This is a genomic window from Maribacter litoralis, assembly GCF_003075045.1.
GTDB classification, from domain to species: domain Bacteria; phylum Bacteroidota; class Bacteroidia; order Flavobacteriales; family Flavobacteriaceae; genus Maribacter; species Maribacter litoralis.
In genome coordinates, this window is the sequence record NZ_QCZD01000001.1 from 796,421 (window position 1) to 815,926 (window position 19,506).

Here is a 19,506-nt window from a genome sequence, read left to right on the forward strand (position 1 = left end):
TTTTTTGATGCTGCCTTATGGTAGTTTGATTGATGCAAAAGAGGATACTTTTTGAAAAAAGCTTCCTCTTTTTTTTGATTTGTTTTCTGCTATGTAACTAGTGTTACTGTTCTAAACCTACCCAATCTGTACCTTTAAGTAAAATTAAAAGAACATGGAAACAATACAGAATAACGAAGTAATAAGTATTCCCAGAATTGGAGATATAGCACCTGATTTTGAAGCCGTAACCACTAAGGGAAAAATAAAATTATCAGAATTCGCGAAGAATAAATGGATAGTAATGTTCTCTCATCCCGCAGATTTTACGCCAGTATGTACTACGGAAATGAGCGGATTTGCCATTAGAAAACCGGAGTTTGATGCGCTTGACACAGAACTTTTAGGTTTAAGTATTGACAGTGTACATGCACATTTAGGTTGGGTACAAAACGTACGCGAAAATACAGGTGTCTACTTTGATTTTTCTATTATAGCGGATTTGGATATGAAAGTTTCCAAAAAATATGGAATGCTTCAACCTAATGAAAGTGAAACTGCAGCAGTTCGTGCCGTTTTCTTTATTGACCCTAAGAAAAAAATTCGCCTAATAATGTACTACCCTTTAAACGTTGGAAGAAACATGGACGAAATTCTTAGGGCGCTAGAAGCATTGCAAACATCGGACAAATATAAAGTTGCCATGCCATTAGATTGGAAAAAAGGTGAAAAAGTCATTGTTTCTCCGCCTAAGACATTAGATGAACTAAACAGTCGTATTTCAGATGACACCTTAGAAAAGGTAGATTGGTATTTGGCCAAGAAAAGTCTAAACTAATTTTAGTGGTTGATTAAAGAAAGAAACGGTCATATACCAAGACCGTTTCTTTCTATTGTTGAATATTAATTTTAAATAAAATACTATGTCATGTTTAAGTACACTCTTTGGTAAAAAAGAAGATACCACAGGTAATATTACTATACTGAACAAGAATGAATATGCCACGCAAATAGAAACTAACAATATCAAACCAATTGATGTAAGAACACCGTCAGAATATAATGGCGGTCACATTAAAAACGCTATAAACGTTGATTTTTTTAACGGTGGTAACTTTAATGCTTATTTTGAAAAAGTAAATAAAGAAAAACCGGTATATGTATATTGTAGATCAGGTGCAAGAAGCCAAAAAGCAGCTCGTAAACTATTAAAAATGGGCTTTACACAAGTATATGATCTTAAAGGAGGTTTTACTGCCTGGAATTAAAATCAAAGGCTATCTTTAATAGGTAGCTTTTGGCAGTTTATCTACTAAAGATCGTATATTTCAAAGGCAATCAACATAGTTTAAATGTCATACTTATGAAAAATATCTTTTTAATGTTAACGATTATTTTTGCAATTGGCTGTAAAGATTCTCCAAAGGTTAAGCAAGAAGTTCTAGAAAATACCGACAGTATCTCTTTGTCTGAAATAGATACTAAAATAAACGATAGCCTACTTTTAGAAAAAGGTAAAATGTATGCCCAAACTACCCAAAAAGTTTTAGGTAAGAATCTTATGCTCAACATTCAAAAAAATGGTCCATTAGGTGCTGTAGCGTTTTGTAATGAAAAGGCATATCCTCTAACAGATAGTATGGCAACTGTTCATCATGCTAAAATTAAAAGGGTAAGCGATAAACCAAGAAATCAAAATAATAAAGCAAGTAAAAAAGAGCTTGAGTATATTGAGTTTTTTAAATCAAAAATTAATAACAACGAGTCTTACGAACCTATACTAACTAGTGAGAACGGAACAACTAATTTCTATTCCCCTATTGTTACTAATACCATGTGCCTAAACTGCCATGGTGTACCAGAAACAAATATCGACCCAAAGGTTACCCAACTTTTGAACGATACATACCCATATGACGAAGCTTTAGGCTATAAAGAAAATGAGGTTAGAGGCATTTGGAGTATAAGTTTTAAAGACGAATAAAATAAATAAGATATGACATCAGTAATTCCTATTCAAAATTTAAAATGTGGTGGCTGTGCTAATACAATTATTTCTAAATTAAAAAAGATACCTAAAATAACTAATGTATCGGTATCGGTTGAATCTTCATCGGTTTCTTTTGATGCTTTAAAGCAAGAAGACATTGCTACGGTAAAATCAGAATTAAAATCCATTGGTTACCCCAGTTTAAATGAAGAAAATTCTGTATTCTCTAAAGCGAAATCTTATGTAAGCTGTGCCACTGGCAAACTAACAGATTAAACTTAAAAGTTATTAAGAAGAAGTAACTACTGATTACTTCTTCTTTTTTTAAAACCGTGAGTTATCTGACCTATAAAATCTTGTGGTAAATTCTCATCTCCAGGATACCCCAACTTTACATTACCGCTGTCTTCCGGTATGTAATTGGTCTTAAAAATATAATCCCATAAACTTAAACTAATGCCAAAATTAACACCATATGTACCAGGTGGTAAATCATAGGCATGATGGTACAAATGCATCACAGGGTTGTTTAATACATACTTAAGAGGTCCCCAAGTTATCTTTATATTTGAATGGTTAAAATGCCCAATGGCTATGGCAGCAAAATGCACAATATAGGCTTGTTCTGGCTCAAAACCGCCAAGAATCATTACACCAAAAGTCTTTAATGGTTTGTATAGAATATTCTCCATCCAATGGTAACGCAAATGAGCTGCAAAGCCCATTTCCTTTACACTATGGTGTACTTGATGAAATTTCCAAAGAAAGGCATACTTGTGTAATAATGTATGTGTAAACCACTGTACAAAATCCAAGACGATAAAAAATAATAACAATTGAGCCCACATAGGCCAGTGGGAAGTATCAATTAGAGCCAAACTATTAGCCTTAATGCCAATATCTTCAAAGAACACCCCTAGTATTTTGTAAATTCCACTAATCGCAATAGCAAATAAAAAGAAGTTGAAAAACATGTAAAAACCATCTAACCAAAAGTCTTTTCTAAACACACCTTGTTCTTTTCTCCACGGAAAAGTAATCTCCAAAAACCAAACAACAAGTGAAATTAAAATGAGTCCCCAAAAATAGTTTAGATACCATGGAACATCGAATAGGATAGATTTCCATGTCCAACTTAATGTTCCCGTTATCGCATTTAAAAACGCCTCTACATATGCTTCCATGACATTAACACTTTATGCAAAAATACCATATTAGTATTGATGGTATTGTAACCAAAGTTACAATACACTTGATTGATTAACAGCAATTTTGAATATGACCAATATCATTTTTTAGGTGGTCGATTAATACTATTTTGCCTTAGTAATATTTTTAAATATAAATTACCCATAACATAGGTCTATCAAATTTGACCAACATTACATTTTACAATACCTAAACTATTAAAATTAGTATTATGAGAAAGAATTTAGGAAGTACAGACCGTTTTATTAGACTTTTTATCGCTGTTGCTCTTTTAACTACATTTTATACCGAAACCGTTACAGGAACGATAGGTTATATTTTGGCGGCTGTCGCAGGTGTTTTAATCTTTACTACTTTCATTAGCTTTTGCCCTATTTATTCTTTATTCGGCGCTAGTACGTGCAAAACAAAATAGTAAGGCTAACATACCATACTTTTTATTAAAGAATACATCGATATGAATTATAACCTTCATGATTCAATGTAACATTGGTTACATAATATTTATTTTGTATCTGCTATATTTATCAAATTCATAAAAATAACAGTAAAATGAGTTCACATCATCAGGTATTAATTATTGGAGGAGGTACTGCAGGTATCATGGTAGCAGCACAGCTTCTAACTCAAAGGAAAGCAAAAGACGTTGCAATTATCGAACCCGCAGATACGCATTATTATCAACCTGCATGGACTCTAGTAGGTGCCGGCACCTATGACTTTGACAAAACTGCCCGCCCAATGTCATCGGTTATCCCAAAAAATGCTACTTGGATAAAAGATAAGGCAACAGGTTTTGACCCCGAAAATAATATTGTACACACTGCCACCAAAGGAGATATTACATATGATTACTTAGTAGTTGCACCAGGTCTTGCATATGATTTCAGCTTAGTGCCTGGCTTAGGCAAAGCTATAGATAAAGGTATTGTATGCAGTAATTATACAAACCCTAAACATACTTGGGATGTTATTAAAAACTTCAAGGGTGGTACCGCACTTTTTACGCAACCTACAACCCCAATTAAATGTGGTGGAGCACCGCAAAAAATAATGTACTTGGCAGAAAGTCATTTTAGAAATAGTGGAATCCGAAAAAAAACAGATGTCATTTTCGCTACTGGTGGTACGGTTATTTTTGGTGTAAAGAAAATAGCTAAAACCTTAATGGAGGTAGTTGACCGAAAGGATATTAACCTTAGGTTTCATCACAAACTTGTGGCTGTTGATGGTGATAAACAAATTGCCTGGTATGAAATGGGTCAAGAAATTACCGCTGGTGGTTGCGTAGTTATCTCTAGCAACAAGGTCGATGACTTAAAATTAGACGAAAAATTTCAATATAATTATAAGGATGTAAAAGTTAGCGTTGATGGCAACCGTTATGGAATTCATTATGATATGATGCATACCGCTCCGCCTTCTGTAGCTCCTAAATTTGTAAAAGATTCAACATTAGTTAACGCTGCGGGTTGGTTAGATGTCAACCATCAAACTATGCAACATAATACCTATGCTAATATCTTTGGCTTAGGAGATGTCGCTGCATTACCTACTGCTAAAACCGGAGCCGCAATTCGTAAGCAGGTGCCTATTGTAGTTGACAACTTAATCCTTTTAATGAATAGTCATAAAATGGGAACTAAATCTTATAATGGATATTCTTCATGCCCATTAGTAACGGACTATGGAAAAATGGTATTGGCAGAATTTGATTATGACAATAACTTTACGCCAGATCCTAAATTAAAAAGAATGCTCATAAATGATTCTTCTAAAGAGCACTGGAGATTATGGATGCTTAAAAAATACGGACTACCCTACTTATACTGGAATAAAATGATGAAAGGTAAAAATGTTTAATTTTAAAAAATCTCTGTATAAACAGAGATTTTTTTATGCCCTTTAGAAATTATAATTAAGAATCAGGTCTAAGTGAAACATATCTACCTTATTAAAATAGAGATTAGCATTGTCCAGTATATCACCATTACCAATTTTAGATGTAAGCAATAACTCTGGTCGTAGGTTTTTAAGTTTCTTCAGCTTAAAGAAAATATCTAAATTAATATGGGTATAATCAGGCATTGCATATTTATTTAAAATAGCATTGGTCACATCTGGTTTCCAATGCTTACCGATACTTAATATCGACATAAGATTTAGATCTTCTGAAAGGATAAAGTCATTTTTATAATTGAATACTAAAGCATGATTATCTGCTGAACCTTCGCTACGTTCACGCTTTTGAAAACTAAACAGGTCTTCTCTACCCCATTCTCTTGGCGATAGAAATTGACCGTTCGGTAAAATTCTATTATAACTTAAAGAAATTAGCCCTGCTCCACTTTTATACGACATTTTCAATCCTAAAACATCGGCAGTGTTTTGATTAAAATAACGAAGGGAATCAATACTATTACCGCCATTGCCCACTTTATTTTGATGTAGCCACTCCCCTTCTATTTGTACAGATTCAGATAACTTATAAGAGGGTCTTATGTAGAATGAATTGTAAATATTGTCTACAAATTGATTCCATATATTCAATTTTAAATCTTCTGTTATTTCAAGATTGGCATTTCCCATTATTACATAATCAGACGATGTACTGTTGTTATATTGAGAAGCATCACCATTTTTATTTCTGCCAACAGGATACGTTCCAATACTCTCCCCAATACCATAGAACTCCCCTGTTGATCTGGGCGCAATTTCATTTAATATTCCAAACTGAAGCGATGTCTTTTGTTTATTGTATTTATACCAAAACCCCTGAACCAAAGTAGGTATCATTCTACCATCTTCAGGATTGATCAGTGGTGTATTGACCTTCATTCTACCCAGTGTAAAGGAATGCCGTTTTAAATTAAATTTCGCATACATTTCACCTAATAAAAAGACAGCATCGCTTTCTAAATCTAACCTATCAAACAATCCTTCTTCATATCTACTTAATTTACCTGTAGTAGCATCTGCTATAGTTAAATCTTGCAGACCCAAATTTGTTGAATTATATAGGGCAGCCCCTATTTCCAAAGCCTTAAATAATTTATATTGATATTTAAGTTTTCCTCCTGTTGCTAAAGCATTGAAATCTTTAAGATCTCCTTTATTGGCGGTCATCATATAATATGTTCGCCATTGACCAGAAAGCTCTCCCTTTTTCTCAACAGATACAGCGTCTTGAGCGATCGAAAAAATAGGCAAACAACAAATGAAAAGATATAGTAATCGCATGTAGATTATTTCGTTTTGGTAATTCCGTATTCCTCTTTATAGAAATCCATTATCGGAGGAAAAGGTCCATATTTATGCTGCTCTGGAGAAAAATCATCTATCCAAGGTCCGTACGGCGTAGACACTGGTTTTAACTTTTTATCGGGATAATCGTTTTCGGTATTTAATTTATGCGGTCTAGAAAAACTGTTGATGTATCCTGCTACATGATATGCTTCTTCATCCGTAAGTTTAGGGTTATCCCAAGTGGCCTGCAAGTAAGGCATATTACTTTTTATAAACTCTGCCGATGTTATCACCCTGTTCATTCCTGCACCATCATTATAACTATCCGGACCCCATAACGGTGGGTAGTTGTATCCCTTTCCATCTGTAGTATTAAGAGCGCCAGCTCCATTTTCACCATGACAAACAACACATTCCTTTTGGTATACCTGCTTCCCTATTTCCAAGTTCACGACAACAGCAGGAATCTTAATTTTTGGATATCCCTTGAATTCAGCCTTCCTCTCCTTCGGTAACCCTTCACTGAGCCAATCCATATAAGCAACAATAGCTACAAGTTTATCTGAATCTGATGGAAGCATTCTACCATTCATGCTTCGTTCCATGCAACCATTAATACGATCTTCAATAGTGCCTATTTTATTGCCTCGCCCTCCAAATTGCGGAAATCGTTCTAAAATGCCTACCCATGACCCAGAACCTGCCTGTGCTCCTTTTTGTAAATGACAATTGGAACAAGCCAGATTGTTACCACTGTATCTATCTTCAAAATTTTCAGCATTAGGACCCATATACTTTGAAGTTTCAGCTATTAAATAATAACCTTTCTTGACTACATCGGGCATATTATCAATTTCTGATAAAGCATCTTTAGTTTTCCAAACATTCTCTTCTTTTTGTTCATCAATTACCAAAACTTCCTTAGTTTTTTGAGATGAACGGTACGTTAGTAGCCATATAAATATTAGCCCGATCAATACTATCACTACACTAAATAGCCTAAAAAGTTGTTTTGCCAGATTTTGTAAATCACCCATAGAAAAATAATCTAACACTAATTTAAATAACGAATCTATAATTATTGCATCATTATGACAGTAACCTTTGTTACACTTGCGTTAAATGCTTTAACTTACTTTCATTACTTTTTTAAAATGCTGACATTAGTAAAGATCAAACCAATTTTATACTCATTTCAAATACTACGAACACATGAAAAAAACACTTCTACTATTCATAACTCTTATGACTATGCAACTTACTACTGCCCAAGATTGGACCACTCCAATTATAGATGGATATGGAAAAATAAAGGAATTCAAAGATGTTGCAGTGCAACCCGATGCTTCTAAAACATACAATATCGTTTTTGACCTTAAAGACGACCGTGAAATGCACGGAACTAACATTGGTTATTTTAAAATTGCCCGCTTAATAAATATGTTAGGTGCCGGTGGTGTTTCTGCCGATAACATAAACATTGTTGCCGCCATACATGGTGGTGCTACTTTTACCGCGTTAAACGAAGAAAAGTATACTGCCAAATACGAAAAGGAAAACCCCAATGCAGAAGTTATAAAGCTTTTAAAAGAATATGGTGTACAATTTTATGTTTGTGCACAGGCAACCGCAGCACGAGGTATTACTGCAGAAGATTTAAATGCAAATACAGAACTGGGGCTATCTGCCATGATGGTACTTGCCAATTACCAATTGGACGGATATATTTTAATGCCCTAGCTGTTACTTTATATCTTCATTTTAAAGTAAAGTTTTAACATTATTATGCCGTTTTAGGTAACCATTGTAACACAAGAAAAATACACCGTTTCGTATCTTTGTAATCATTCTTAAAAAAGGTGATTATGGAAAATTTGGATGCTGCAAGATTACAAATGGCGTTTACCCTTATTTTTCATATTGTTTTCGCCTGTATTGGTATGGTTATGCCGTTTTTTATGGTGGTTTCCCATAAAAAATGGTTGAATACACGTAACCCTATTTACCTTACCCTTACTAAATCTTGGCAAAAAGGTGTAGCCATTTTCTTTGTAACCGGTGCAGTATCCGGCACTGCTCTTTCTTTTGAACTCGGACTTTTATGGCCTGAGTTCATGAAACATGCGGGACCTATAATTGGCATGCCATTTTCTCTCGAAGGTGCTGCCTTTTTTGTAGAAGCGGTCGCTTTGGGCTTTTATCTCTATGGATGGAAAAAAATACCCGAAAAATTTCATTGGTTTACCGGAATCATTGTTGGTATATCTGGAGTAATGTCTGGTATTTTAGTAGTTTCCGCTAACGGTTGGATGAACGCACCATCGGGTTTCGATTATATAAATGGGGAGTTTTTAAATATAGACCCCGTTAAAGCGCTGCTGAACCCTGCATGGTTTACACAGGCACTACATATGACACTTGCCGCCTTTACGGCCACAGGATTTGCCGTTGCAGGTATTCATGCCTACCAAGTCTATAAAAAACGCAATGTTGAACTTCATAAGAAAGCTTTTAAAATAGCGGTAACCTTCGCTGCAATTGCTGCCATTTTGCAACCGCTAAGTGGAGATCTTTCTGCAAAGGATATTGCGGAGCGGCAACCTGTTAAGTTGGCCGCCATGGAAGCTCACTACGAAACACAAAAAGGCGCACCTCTTTATATTGGTGGTATCGTAGATAACGATACCCAAGAGGTCAAGTACAAACTAGAAATACCGAAGGCTTTATCTTTCCTAGCTTTTGGCGATTTTAATGCAGAAGTAAAAGGCCTGAACGATTTTCCTAAAGATGAACAGCCCAATGTTGCCATGGTCCACTACGCTTTTCAGACCATGGTTGGCTTAGGGACCCTTTTAATGTTTGCGGGTATTCTATTTTTTGTGGCCAAATTCAAAAAGAAATCTTGGTTTAACACATCAAAGTTTTGGTTGTTATTTTCATTTTTGGCTCCTCTGGGCTTTATAGCATTAGAAGCTGGGTGGATCGTTACTGAAGTTGGCAGGCAACCTTGGATCATACATAACATTATGAAAACCAAAGATGCGGTTACCCCAATGCCGGGTATCGTATTCAGCTTGTACACCTATATTGCCATTTACACCATTTTGACCATTGCGGTTACTTGGTTAATGGCAAGGCAAATTAAGTTTTTGAACAATGTTAAAACCTATGAAGCATGATTTACGTTGTACTAGCCTTTCTTGCCTTGTCATTATTGCTCTATGTTTTGTTGGCAGGTGCCGATTTTGGAGCGGGAATCATTGAATTGTTCTCTTCCAAAGAAAATCAAGCTATTAACAAGAAAACGGTATACCAGGTAATGGGTCCCGTTTGGGAAGCAAACCATATTTGGATCATCATTTTAATAGTCATTTTATGGATTGCTTTTCCTAATTACTATAACATTCTAGTACTTGCCTTGCATATTCCGTTGACCCAGGTATTACTTGGTATAACACTTAGGGGTGTTGCCTTTGTATTTAGATACTATGATGCTTACAAGGATAATTCTCAGATTTTGTACGATTGGATGTTTAAAATCTCAAGCCTCATTACGCCTATTTTCTTAGGTCTTACCATGGGTGGCGTGGTCGGTGGTGACATTATAAATCCGTCTGAAATGGAGAATCACAACTTTTTAGAGGTTTATGTTTTTTCATGGTTCAATGTTTTTTCTATACTTACTGGTTGCTTTTATGCGGCACTCTGTGCCTTTTTGGCTTCTGTATTTTTAATTGGCGAAGTAGACAACACTAGTAAATCTATGTACATGAGAAAAGCCTCTATTGCAACCATCGTAGTCGTTTCTTTAGGTTTTATTACCCTACTTTATGGCTATTTCTCAAATATTGCTTTTGTGGTAGATTTTATAGGTAACATTTGGTCTATCTCCGCGATAATCATTTCGGGTATTTTATTGTTTCCCCTTTGGAAAAGTATTAAATCTGGAAGAAGAATAATCTCAAGGGCACTTGCGGGACTGCAAATATTCTTTATTCTTTTTGCGGCCACAATTACACATTTTCCAAACGTGCTTTTTACAACGACCGGAAGTATAAGCATTTACGATCAACCTGTTCCTGAGAGTGTTATGGATGTTCTCGGCGTTTCTTTGATTATCGGTGGTGTATTAATTATACCAGGTCTGTTTCATTTACTTAAATCATTTAAACTCATTAAACTTTTAGAGCGTTAGCTTGTGTAACTTTGGTTACCGAGCAAGTGTCTAAAATTCCATTTCTTTGCGTTTCAAAATAATACTATGAATTTGATTTACGATCCCTGGCCATGGTATGTGGCCGGACCTTTAATTGCAGGTACCATGTTTGTGCTGCTCTACATTGGTAAACAGTTTGGCATGTCTTCTAACCTGAGAACGATGTGTTCCATTGGTGGAGCAGGTAAATATTCCGATTTCTTTAAATTCGATTGGAAAGCCCAACGTTGGAACCTTATTGTTGTACTCGGTGCTGTTATAGGCGGATTCATCGCTTCTGAATTTATGTCTAACAATACCGTTGAGATAAATCCCGAAGTTGCCCAACAGCTTTCAACGGACTACGGAATTGAAAGTGCCGGCAAGGCTTATTTACCTCCAGAACTCTTTGCAACTGAAAACCTTTCTGATCCATTTGTTCTTGGAGTCTTAATCTTAGGTGGATTCATGGTTGGCTTTGGTGCCCGTTATGCAGGTGGCTGTACAAGCGGACATGCGATATCTGGACTAAGTAATTTGCAGTTGCCTTCTTTAATTGCCGTTATCGGTTTCTTTATTGGCGGTTTGGTTATGATTCACCTTTTATTCCCCCTAATTTTTAGTTAGTATGAAACATTTAAGTTATTTGACCATAGGTATATTTTTCGGTATCATCATGTATAAATCTGAAGCTGCATCATGGTTTCGAATTTATGAGATGTTCCAATTTGGATCTTTTCACATGTACGGAATCATTGGCTCTGCTCTTGTTTTAGGGGTAATTGGTGTTCAGGTTATAAAAAAATATAATATCAAGGCCATTGGTGGAAGAGAAATGAACTTGCACCCAAAAAGAAAAGGCGTTACCAATTATTTGGTAGGCGGAATCATTTTTGGTTTAGGATGGGCTTTGGCAGGTGCTTGCCCAGGACCTATGTATGTACTTGCCGGAGCTGGTTATCTTTCCATTTTAATCGTTATTGCCAGTGCTATTTTAGGCACTTTCGTATATGGCGTTTTAAAAGATAAACTACCACATTAAAAAACCATTTTAGTTTTCGGCAGATAATTTTGGTGACAGCCATAACCACCCTACCCCTAGTAAAAATAATATATAGAACAAAATAGGAGAAATAGGATGGTTTACCATAACCGTCCTATTTTCTTTAGAATCATTACTAAATTGTGCTTTGTTCGCAGCTATCTTTTTGGAAGCTCTTAAAGATTCCCAATCGTTGGTATCATACACATAATAAGAAAATGATGTAGTGCTATCACCCTCCACTGCTAAGGTATTCCACCCTTTTTTCTTCGGATATGTCGTTGCAGAATATTTAAAAGATACCGTTGAATTCTGAAGCAAGGGAACACGATTACCTTCATTATTTAACACCGAAATTTCTTCTAAATTTGTTCGCAATTTAAAATTAAAAGGTTCTCCTTCTTTGGGAAATGCAGTTTGCGATTCCCAATCGACCGCTTGTTCTTTTTGCTTTACAATTTTATCTAAAATTTGGGTCCATATTTTCGCATAAGCTTGCTCTTCTCCTTTTAAAATCAACTGATAACTATTTAACAATGTTGTAGTTGCAACTCTACCTAAGCCCAATTGTTTATAATAGGATAAATTACCAGATTCATGAGCATTGATAGCTTGTAAAGCAAAGGCATCATTGAACCGGAATGGAAATTTTTCCACGGTTATGTTAGCATTCGGCAATTGAAATTCATTTCTACCATCTCTTTTAAAACTAAAATAAGAAGTTTTAGCCCCTAAGTTAAAAAGCTTCTCACTTGGCTGTATAAACAATCCCAATCCGTTTTCACGAATGCTATTTTCAAAGTTGCTCTTGATGGATTTTCCAAAATTAAAATAGGTTTCCGTATCTACTATTACCGCATCATATTGCTTTAAAGATTCCGATGAAAATTGATATATCTGTGATGCCTTCGTGTTAAAATATTCAAATTTATACTTGCCTTTGGTGAGCTGACTACGAACAGTTAATTCGTAGCTCTCATCAGCCAAAAAGTTCTTTAGATATTTCGTTTCAAACGTAGGGAAAGTGTTTAAAATCAAGATACGCACCGGTTCCTTTTCTTGAATAGTTATGGGTATTGGGTTGGTCTCGATCCTATTTCCTAAACTATCTTTTTCTGCTAATTGATATACAAAATCACCACTGACCTTGGGCACGGCTGTCAAGGAAAAATCAAGTATAGAAGCATCTCTAAACTGAAGAGAATCCAGCCCATTTCCTCTCGAGTCTTGCAGTACCAAGAAAGAACTTTTTTTGGGTTGGTCGTATTCGCCTTTCACAATCAGGTCTTCACCTAAATTCAACTGCTGGGTGAATTTTAACCTTGTAATACCCGGTGGTACTTCATTAGGCAAATAGGTTGTTGGGATACTATCCAATTTATAAAAATCAAATTCTTCCAGACCATTTCCAATAACCAATACACTGGTTAAGGAATCTAAACTCGCACGAATCGATTTCTTAGGATTATATTCCAGTATTTCCAAGCCTTTATAAACTCGCTCTAAGCTGTCCTGTTCATCTTTAACAAATCCACTAGTCAAAAGAAGCCCTTGTTGCTGCTGCATTTCCACCTCTTTCGTAGGCTCTAAAACCATACACATCAAAGCAAGCACAGTTACGAATGCAACGACACTATTTAATACAAATCTGCCACTGCTTCTTGTAATCCATTCCTTGAAAACGAAAGCTACAAACACCAACAAACTACCCAAAATAATGGGTATCAACAATTCTTGCTGTAAAAATGAGAAACCATCAATCATATACTTCCAATTGTTTTAGAAATAGTGAATTGATTTCATCTATATACATTTTTTTCGCACCGGGCTTTTGTGGTGTATCCGGTAAAGCCAATAACAAGCCTTTTTGTACAAACCGATAATTCTCGAGGGTTCTCCCTGTACTATTTTCAATACGTTTTAACCCTTGTAACACCTGCAAATGCTTACCAGGATTGTCTATTGCCAATTGTGCCAGCTCATTGCCTGCAGCAGAAAAAAGGGCGGAATCATTCGCATTGTAATCATCTTCTTTTTGCACCAATTGTTCTAAACGGTTAACAGCTTTCTCAATGGCTTCAAAAGGTTGTTCAACCTCTTTAGACTCGTTCTTACTGTAATTTTCAATATCCTTTATTTCACCAGTTAACCTACTATCTTCTTTTATAGGTGGTGGATCAAAACCTATGCGATGTACATAAATACGGGCACTGTTTTTTATTTCTTGTATTAATTTTAAAGCATCATACTGAAATGGCAAGGACTTTTCGGGCTCATATAGCCTTAAATACAGTTCGGCATCCCACATAATGCTTAACGCCTTTCGCAATTTGGTTTTTAGTGATTCTTCAAATAAGGTAGATTCTTCTGGATCATCATGATTATGCAGGTAATCGTGCAAGGGATCTTCAGGTTCGGAATCATTTTCATTTTCGTGCTCATGTTGTTCTACCAAATTATGCTCATTATCACCATCATGGTCGTGCATAAATTCTTTTAACATACTTTCTTGATCTTCAGTATGATCATGGTCTTCACCTTCTTCATGACTTTCGATCTCAGCAGGAGCTTCTTCCATCTCAGATTCATCGCCCATAAACTGACCATATTTTAATCGAAGTGCTTTTTGGTCAAACCCGAGTTCATTACTTCTCGACTTAAATTCTTGAATTGAAATGGTGGGTTTATCCTTTATTAATTTCTCGGTATCTATAATCAGTTGTCGCTGACTTCTAAAATAATCTGGCATTTGGTCTACGCCTAAAGTTCCTTCCACACCAAATTGCTCACCAACTGTATCTTTAATTACAGCAAAATACGTTTCGCTACGCGACACATTTCGTTTAGGTCGTTTTTCGTCAAAGGCTTCAATATAAAAATAGAGTTCATCGCCCATTTCCATTTTTAAGGCATTTAAATCCAATGTTTTTGTAGCCCTAACCGATTTCACACCTTTTGAAACAATTTCCTTAAAATTCAATTTCTCCTCCCTAAACTTCACCGATTCCCCCGTTCCTTTACTCACCGTAGCGATGATGTAGCTTTCATCTAATCCGAAATCATCTGTAATGGCACTTTGCAGTTCTACAAATTTTTTATCAGAAAAATCAAAATAGGTGTATTGCTCCAATCCTAAAATCTCTATTTCTGGCGGATTATCTGGTATCGCTTCCAATGAAAACAAGTCGGATGTAAATTCTGTTCCTTCTTCATTTTTAAATTTGAAACTGTAAAAACCCGAAGTTGTTAATGGCAATTGAATTTGGTACCCTAAACCGACTTTCCGTAAAGGCTTTAATTCTCCCATCATTTCCAATACCGGATCAATGACCGTATGATCAAATTGAAGTTTCCATTGTACTGTTGATCCTTTTACCGCCTTAATATTTGGTTCTTTTGTAGTTGTACTGCCCAATCTGGTATAAGAGGGATACAGCACTTTAATTTCTTGTGTTTCTATTTTTGGAACTATGCTTTTACCTTTTAAACTATCCGTTGCTATAAATTGAATTTGTTCTGAATCATTGGGATTATTCAACACTTGATCAACCCCACTGAATACTTGTAACTTATCAATTACGAACCCAAGTATTACGCAGCCTAACAAAACTAATAGCGCTTGTTTTATGGCGATTGGCGGAGTCAACGAGCCTAACTTAACCGAAAGCTCTTGAGCAACTTTATAACGTTGTAATTTGGCTAGATTGGATAAGGAATCTTCTGGTTGCAATAGGAGTCCACTACTGAAAGACGCTTCTGAAACATGTGCATCAACATATGTGCTTGTGGAAAATAAGTTATGTTGCCAAGGCTTTTTTATCAGTATAAAAAGTAACAAACCAATGAGGAGCGTCACCAAGCTAATCACTACATTTTTAGTAATAAAATAACAAAGCACCGCAAAGCCTAAGGCATACAATACAACCTCAGCATATGACAATAACTGCCATCGCTTCTGAAATTTCATCAAGTGTATTTTGCCCGATTCCATTACTGTTTGCGTTTATGTGCCACAAAGCGTTCTACCAATAACAATGCAAATAAGACCAACCATAAATACGGATTCACATTCCAGCTTGCCAATTGTTTTTGCTTCTTTTTACCAGGTGTATAAGTGGTTTCCAATTCTGATGCCGTTACAGATCTATGATCTACTTCTGCCAATAGCCGTTCTACCTCGCTGTTTACATCTAAAACGCCCAGCAACTTCTCTGTTAACCGTTCTGATACTGCATTTTCTGAGTTGATATGCTTGGTAAAATAAAATGTGTTATCATCTTCCCCAACAGTTATGATGGATTGCGCCATTGTATCTTCTTTCCAAACTAAAAGCTTCTGAACAGTTTTTGGATATTGCTTATTACTCAACCAAATAACTACATCGGCTTCTTTGTTTGTAAAATCGTCAATATCTGATTTCGTTTTTACCTTAATTTCCCTATCCAAGTAAACAGAAAGCGCTTTTAAAGCTGCTTCTAAATATGTTTTATCGGCTGTTAAACTATCGGTATATATTATAGATACTTCGAGTGGGTTTTGAGTAAACACTGGGACGGATTTACTAGTTCCATTCTTAGAAATCAAAAGACTATCGCCCTGTGCATTAAGTGCATATTCACTTCCTAGCGTTATTAGCTCATTGCTGATTTTTGTTTCATCAGAAGCGCTCCTTGCTGTATACAATTGTAATTGGTTTTCTTTTTTATAAGCTAATAATGGATGTTCTTTTGATAAGGCGGAGTCGATTACTATCCAATTAATATGATGTTTGGTTTCTGGTCTTGCTCCTTTTAAACCTTTTACAAAACCCTTGGTAAAGACAACAATACTATCGGTATGCAGGGCATCCATTTCAGATGCCAATGCCCAATAATCTTGAACAACACTATTCTTTGTAGCTTGTTCATCATCTTCCTTTAATGGTAAATTTTCTTTTAAAAGTCTTATTTCCTGACTTTCATCCAGCGCATTAAATCGGGACATGAAATAGGAGTACTGCGTGAGTTCGGGTTCTACAATATAAGTCAGGCTTTTGTTACTCACTTTTGCATGCCATTGCGGTTTTGCCATCAGTACAACCAACAGCGAAATAATACCTATGCGTAACAATAACAACCACCACTCATTCAATTGAATGCTGCTAGATTGCTTCGATTTTGATTCTGACAACAATTGAACGCTACCAATTTTTATGGTCTTTGACTCTTTCTTACTCCATAAATGAATTGCTATTGGAACCAAAAGTCCCAATAAAGCCCATAAATATGAAGGATGTGCAAATGACATACTAATTGATTCTTTTTCGTTGTTTTAAAAATAATTGAAGCGCTTCGCCCAATGGTGCATCCATTCTAAATACATGATGGTCTATTCCGTTAGAAAGCAATTCTTCCTTGATTTTTTTTAACCTGCTTTCAAGAGCGTTCAGGTAATCAGTTTTCGCTTGTTGGGTATCCACCTTTATTCGAGCTCCTGTTTCCCAATCTTCGAAAGTGATGTTTGGGCCATAATTAAAATCCATTTCAGCTGATCCCATCACCTGTAGTACCACAACTTCATTTCTGGCAGATTTCAATCCTTTTATAAACTTTGAAATCTCCTCTCCTGTTTCATACATATCCGTCAGGAAAAAAATCAACTCTTTCCCTCCTCTGTTGGGTATGCGCTTATTTGAAATATTTGTTTCGGGCCACTTGCCGGTATTTGAGAGATTGATGAGTTCTAGCAGCAATCTGTTGTAATGCTTTTTATCTGCCTTTGGGTAAATACTGACCACATCATTTTCATTGAGTGCGAAAAGCCCAACAGCGTCACCTTGCTTATGACCCATGTATGCCAATGTAGCTACCAAGACACGTACAAAATCAACTTTCGACAAGTCCTTTTCTTTATGCAGCATTGAAGCACTGGCATCTACAATGAACTTAATGGTCACCTGACTTTCAATTTCCGATTGTTTAATGTAATACCTGCCCGAACGCGCCAGCATTTTCCAGTCCAGCAATCGTAAATCGTCACCGGGTTCGTAACCTCTGTATTGACTGAATTCCATACCAGGACCCACACTGGCACTTCTATTTAAACCAGATGTAATGCCCTCGACCACAATACGTGATATCAAGGAAAGTCCCTCAACCGTATTGATGACCTCTGGTTTTAATAAATCTTGATAGTCCTGTTTTACCATATACTCGATAATGGAGCGTTACTTGCCTTTTATATCAATAGCATTCAATAAATGCGTAGCCACTTTATCTGATGTTATGCCTTCTGCTTCTGCTCTAAAATTGACCAACACCCTATGGCGAAGTACTGGCAATGCAACTGCTTTAATATCATTTAAGGTTACCGCTAACCGACCTTCTAACAATGCATTAGCCTTTGCGGTTAAGATCATTGCTTGACCTGCACGCGGTCCTGCGCCCCAATCTACCCAGTCTTTTACATAAGAAACCGTAGTGGTTTCTGGTCGTGTTGCCCGTATAATATCACTAACAAAACTAATAAGGGCATCACTGATCGATACTTCACGTACCAATGCTTGCAAGCGTACGATATCTTCGCCTGAAATAACTCTATTTAGCTTCTTTTTAAATGTTCCCGTAGTAGCTTTTAGAATGGCTTCTTCGTCCTTCTGCGTAGGATATCCAATTTTGATGTACAATAAGAATCTGTCTTGCTGAGCTTCCGGCAGTACAAATGTACCTGACTGTTCAATTGGGTTTTGTGTTGCTAGAATGAAGAATGGTTTATCTAAAGGATATGTTTTATCTCCGTAAGTAACCTCAAACTCCTGCATCGCTTCCAGCAAGGCTGCCTGAGTTTTTGGCGGTGTACGGTTAATTTCATCCGCTAGTATAATATTTGAAAATATAGGTCCTTTATTGAACTTAAAGAACTTTTTACCTGTGGTATGATCTTCTTCTAAAATCTCCGTCCCAATAATATCCGAGGGCATTAAATCGGGTGTAAACTGTATCCTTTTAAACTTTAAGTCGATTGCATTTGCCAATGTTCTGATCATTAAGGTTTTTGCCAAACCGGGTACTCCTTCTAATAAAGCATGACCACCTGCTAAAAACGTAATCAATAATTGCGATACGGTTTCTTCTTGTCCAATAATCACCTTTCCAATCTCCTGCTTTAGGGCACTCAACTTACCGGAAAGCATTTCTACTTCATCTGCAACGCGTTGTAATTCTTTATCCATTCAAATGTGTTTATGAGGTTAGGGCATACATGACGATGTTTACCCCAAACCGTGTATTGTCTATTTTGTACCAACGTTTATTACTAAAATCATAATCCCACTCGCAGCCATAATCCTTATTGCTGTACAATACCCCTATTCTTCCATTGATAACAATTGCCTTTAAATAATCGTGCACCAAATCATCTCCCCAGCCGTTCAGCTCTTGGGATGTGGTGGGCGGACCATCTTCAAAGTCAAAGAATATCGTATAGATTTCGTGGTCGTTGGGTATTTTTTTTAATGCGGACGGACCAAATATTTCTTCCATTTGCCGCTCGAAAGACTTGGCGAACAACCCGTCTATATCATGATTGCAATCATCTGCGAAAACAAAACCTCCGTTACGGACATATTTCTCAAATTTCTCTTGTTCCTTTTTAGTGAACTCTACCAACTTATGTCCTGAGATATAGCAAAACGGACTCTTAAAAATATCATCGCTGGCGAGGGTGATTATCTTTTCTTGGGTGTCAACTTTCAAGGTCGTATACTCCACCAATGAATTTAACAAGTTGGATGGCATACGCTGATCCACATCCCAATCGCCGGATTCATACTGTAATCTCGTAAAGAAAAATTCGTTGCTCAAGGGC

Annotated in this window: 20 protein-coding genes; 11 read left to right on the forward strand and 9 right to left on the reverse strand. The window is 36.3% G+C overall.

Annotated features, from left to right (window positions below):
- Positions 1-154: 154 nt before the first annotated feature.
- The 4 genes from DCS95_RS03785 to DCS95_RS03800 all read left to right on the forward strand — a co-directional run bounded on the left by DCS95_RS03785 (position 155) and on the right by DCS95_RS03800 (position 2,245).
- On the forward strand, positions 155-817 hold the full coding sequence (locus tag DCS95_RS03785; protein ID WP_116769490.1) for a peroxiredoxin: 663 nt from the start codon (positions 155-157) through the stop codon (positions 815-817).
- A gap of 85 nt (positions 818-902) precedes the next feature.
- Positions 903-1,247 carry a rhodanese-like domain-containing protein gene (locus DCS95_RS03790; RefSeq protein ID WP_116769491.1) on the forward strand — a complete coding sequence of 115 codons (345 nt, stop codon included), beginning with the start codon at positions 903-905 and terminating at the stop codon, positions 1,245-1,247.
- 95 nt (positions 1,248-1,342) lie between these two features.
- On the forward strand, positions 1,343-1,963 hold the full coding sequence (locus DCS95_RS03795) for a Tll0287-like domain-containing protein (RefSeq protein WP_116769492.1): 621 nt from the start codon (positions 1,343-1,345) through the stop codon (positions 1,961-1,963).
- 12 nt (positions 1,964-1,975) lie between these two features.
- Complete coding sequence (locus DCS95_RS03800; protein ID WP_116769493.1) at positions 1,976-2,245, forward strand: cation transporter; 270 nt, start codon at positions 1,976-1,978, stop codon at positions 2,243-2,245.
- A gap of 26 nt (positions 2,246-2,271) precedes the next feature.
- On the opposite strand, the gene DCS95_RS03805 is transcribed toward DCS95_RS03800, so the two are convergent.
- A complete protein-coding gene (locus DCS95_RS03805) occupies positions 2,272-3,153 on the reverse strand; it encodes a sterol desaturase family protein (RefSeq protein ID WP_116769494.1) in 882 nt (293 codons plus the stop codon).
- A gap of 236 nt (positions 3,154-3,389) precedes the next feature.
- Between DCS95_RS03805 and DCS95_RS03810 the strand changes: the two genes are divergently transcribed.
- The gene (locus DCS95_RS03810) at positions 3,390-3,593 is read left to right on the forward strand and encodes a YgaP family membrane protein (RefSeq protein WP_116769495.1); all 204 of its coding nucleotides are present in this window, start codon (positions 3,390-3,392) and stop codon (positions 3,591-3,593) included.
- Between the two features lie 137 nt (positions 3,594-3,730).
- The gene (locus tag DCS95_RS03815; protein WP_116769496.1) at positions 3,731-5,041 is read left to right on the forward strand and encodes an NAD(P)/FAD-dependent oxidoreductase; all 1,311 of its coding nucleotides are present in this window, start codon (positions 3,731-3,733) and stop codon (positions 5,039-5,041) included.
- 42 nt (positions 5,042-5,083) lie between these two features.
- Here the strand turns inward: DCS95_RS03815 and DCS95_RS03820 are convergent, their stop codons facing one another.
- Complete coding sequence (locus tag DCS95_RS03820) at positions 5,084-6,418, reverse strand: OprD family outer membrane porin (protein ID WP_116769497.1); 1,335 nt, start codon at positions 6,416-6,418, stop codon at positions 5,084-5,086.
- Between the two features lie 5 nt (positions 6,419-6,423).
- Positions 6,424-7,461 carry a c-type cytochrome gene (locus DCS95_RS03825; protein WP_116769498.1) on the reverse strand — a complete coding sequence of 346 codons (1,038 nt, stop codon included), beginning with the start codon at positions 7,459-7,461 and terminating at the stop codon, positions 6,424-6,426.
- 175 nt (positions 7,462-7,636) lie between these two features.
- Between DCS95_RS03825 and DCS95_RS03830 the strand changes: the two genes are divergently transcribed.
- The 5 genes from DCS95_RS03830 to DCS95_RS03850 all read left to right on the forward strand — a co-directional run bounded on the left by DCS95_RS03830 (position 7,637) and on the right by DCS95_RS03850 (position 11,661).
- A complete protein-coding gene (locus tag DCS95_RS03830) occupies positions 7,637-8,164 on the forward strand; it encodes a DsrE family protein (protein ID WP_116769499.1) in 528 nt (175 codons plus the stop codon).
- Between the two features lie 125 nt (positions 8,165-8,289).
- Positions 8,290-9,603, forward strand: a complete 1,314-nt coding sequence (locus tag DCS95_RS03835) for a cytochrome ubiquinol oxidase subunit I (protein WP_116769500.1) — start codon at positions 8,290-8,292, stop codon at positions 9,601-9,603.
- On the forward strand, positions 9,600-10,619 hold the full coding sequence (locus DCS95_RS03840; protein ID WP_116769501.1) for a cytochrome d ubiquinol oxidase subunit II: 1,020 nt from the start codon (positions 9,600-9,602) through the stop codon (positions 10,617-10,619). Before DCS95_RS03835 ends, DCS95_RS03840 begins: the two co-directional genes overlap by 4 nt.
- 66 nt (positions 10,620-10,685) lie before the next feature.
- Positions 10,686-11,246: a YeeE/YedE family protein gene (locus DCS95_RS03845; RefSeq protein WP_116769502.1), complete on the forward strand. Its 561-nt coding sequence runs from the start codon at positions 10,686-10,688 to the stop codon at positions 11,244-11,246.
- 1 nt (position 11,247) lies between these two features.
- The gene (locus DCS95_RS03850) at positions 11,248-11,661 is read left to right on the forward strand and encodes a DUF6691 family protein (RefSeq protein ID WP_116769503.1); all 414 of its coding nucleotides are present in this window, start codon (positions 11,248-11,250) and stop codon (positions 11,659-11,661) included.
- A gap of 9 nt (positions 11,662-11,670) precedes the next feature.
- On the opposite strand, the gene DCS95_RS03855 is transcribed toward DCS95_RS03850, so the two are convergent.
- From DCS95_RS03855 to DCS95_RS03880, 6 genes are read right to left on the reverse strand one after another with little or no spacing between them, the layout of a single operon-like run.
- Positions 11,671-13,425 (reverse strand): hypothetical protein, encoded by a 1,755-nt coding sequence (locus tag DCS95_RS03855; RefSeq protein ID WP_116769504.1) that lies wholly within the window; start codon positions 13,423-13,425, stop codon positions 11,671-11,673.
- The gene (locus tag DCS95_RS03860; protein WP_244178368.1) at positions 13,418-15,628 is read right to left on the reverse strand and encodes a tryptophan-rich sensory protein; all 2,211 of its coding nucleotides are present in this window, start codon (positions 15,626-15,628) and stop codon (positions 13,418-13,420) included. Before DCS95_RS03860 ends, DCS95_RS03855 begins: the two co-directional genes overlap by 8 nt.
- 23 nt (positions 15,629-15,651) lie before the next feature.
- Positions 15,652-16,947 (reverse strand): BatA domain-containing protein, encoded by a 1,296-nt coding sequence (locus tag DCS95_RS03865; RefSeq protein ID WP_116769506.1) that lies wholly within the window; start codon positions 16,945-16,947, stop codon positions 15,652-15,654.
- A 1-nt stretch (position 16,948) separates the two neighbouring features.
- Positions 16,949-17,848, reverse strand: a complete 900-nt coding sequence (locus DCS95_RS03870; protein WP_116769507.1) for a DUF58 domain-containing protein — start codon at positions 17,846-17,848, stop codon at positions 16,949-16,951.
- Between the two features lie 18 nt (positions 17,849-17,866).
- The gene (locus DCS95_RS03875; RefSeq protein ID WP_116769508.1) at positions 17,867-18,871 is read right to left on the reverse strand and encodes an AAA family ATPase; all 1,005 of its coding nucleotides are present in this window, start codon (positions 18,869-18,871) and stop codon (positions 17,867-17,869) included.
- Between the two features lie 10 nt (positions 18,872-18,881).
- Complete coding sequence (locus DCS95_RS03880) at positions 18,882-19,502, reverse strand: DUF4159 domain-containing protein (RefSeq protein WP_116769509.1); 621 nt, start codon at positions 19,500-19,502, stop codon at positions 18,882-18,884.
- Positions 19,503-19,506: the final 4 nt, after the last annotated feature.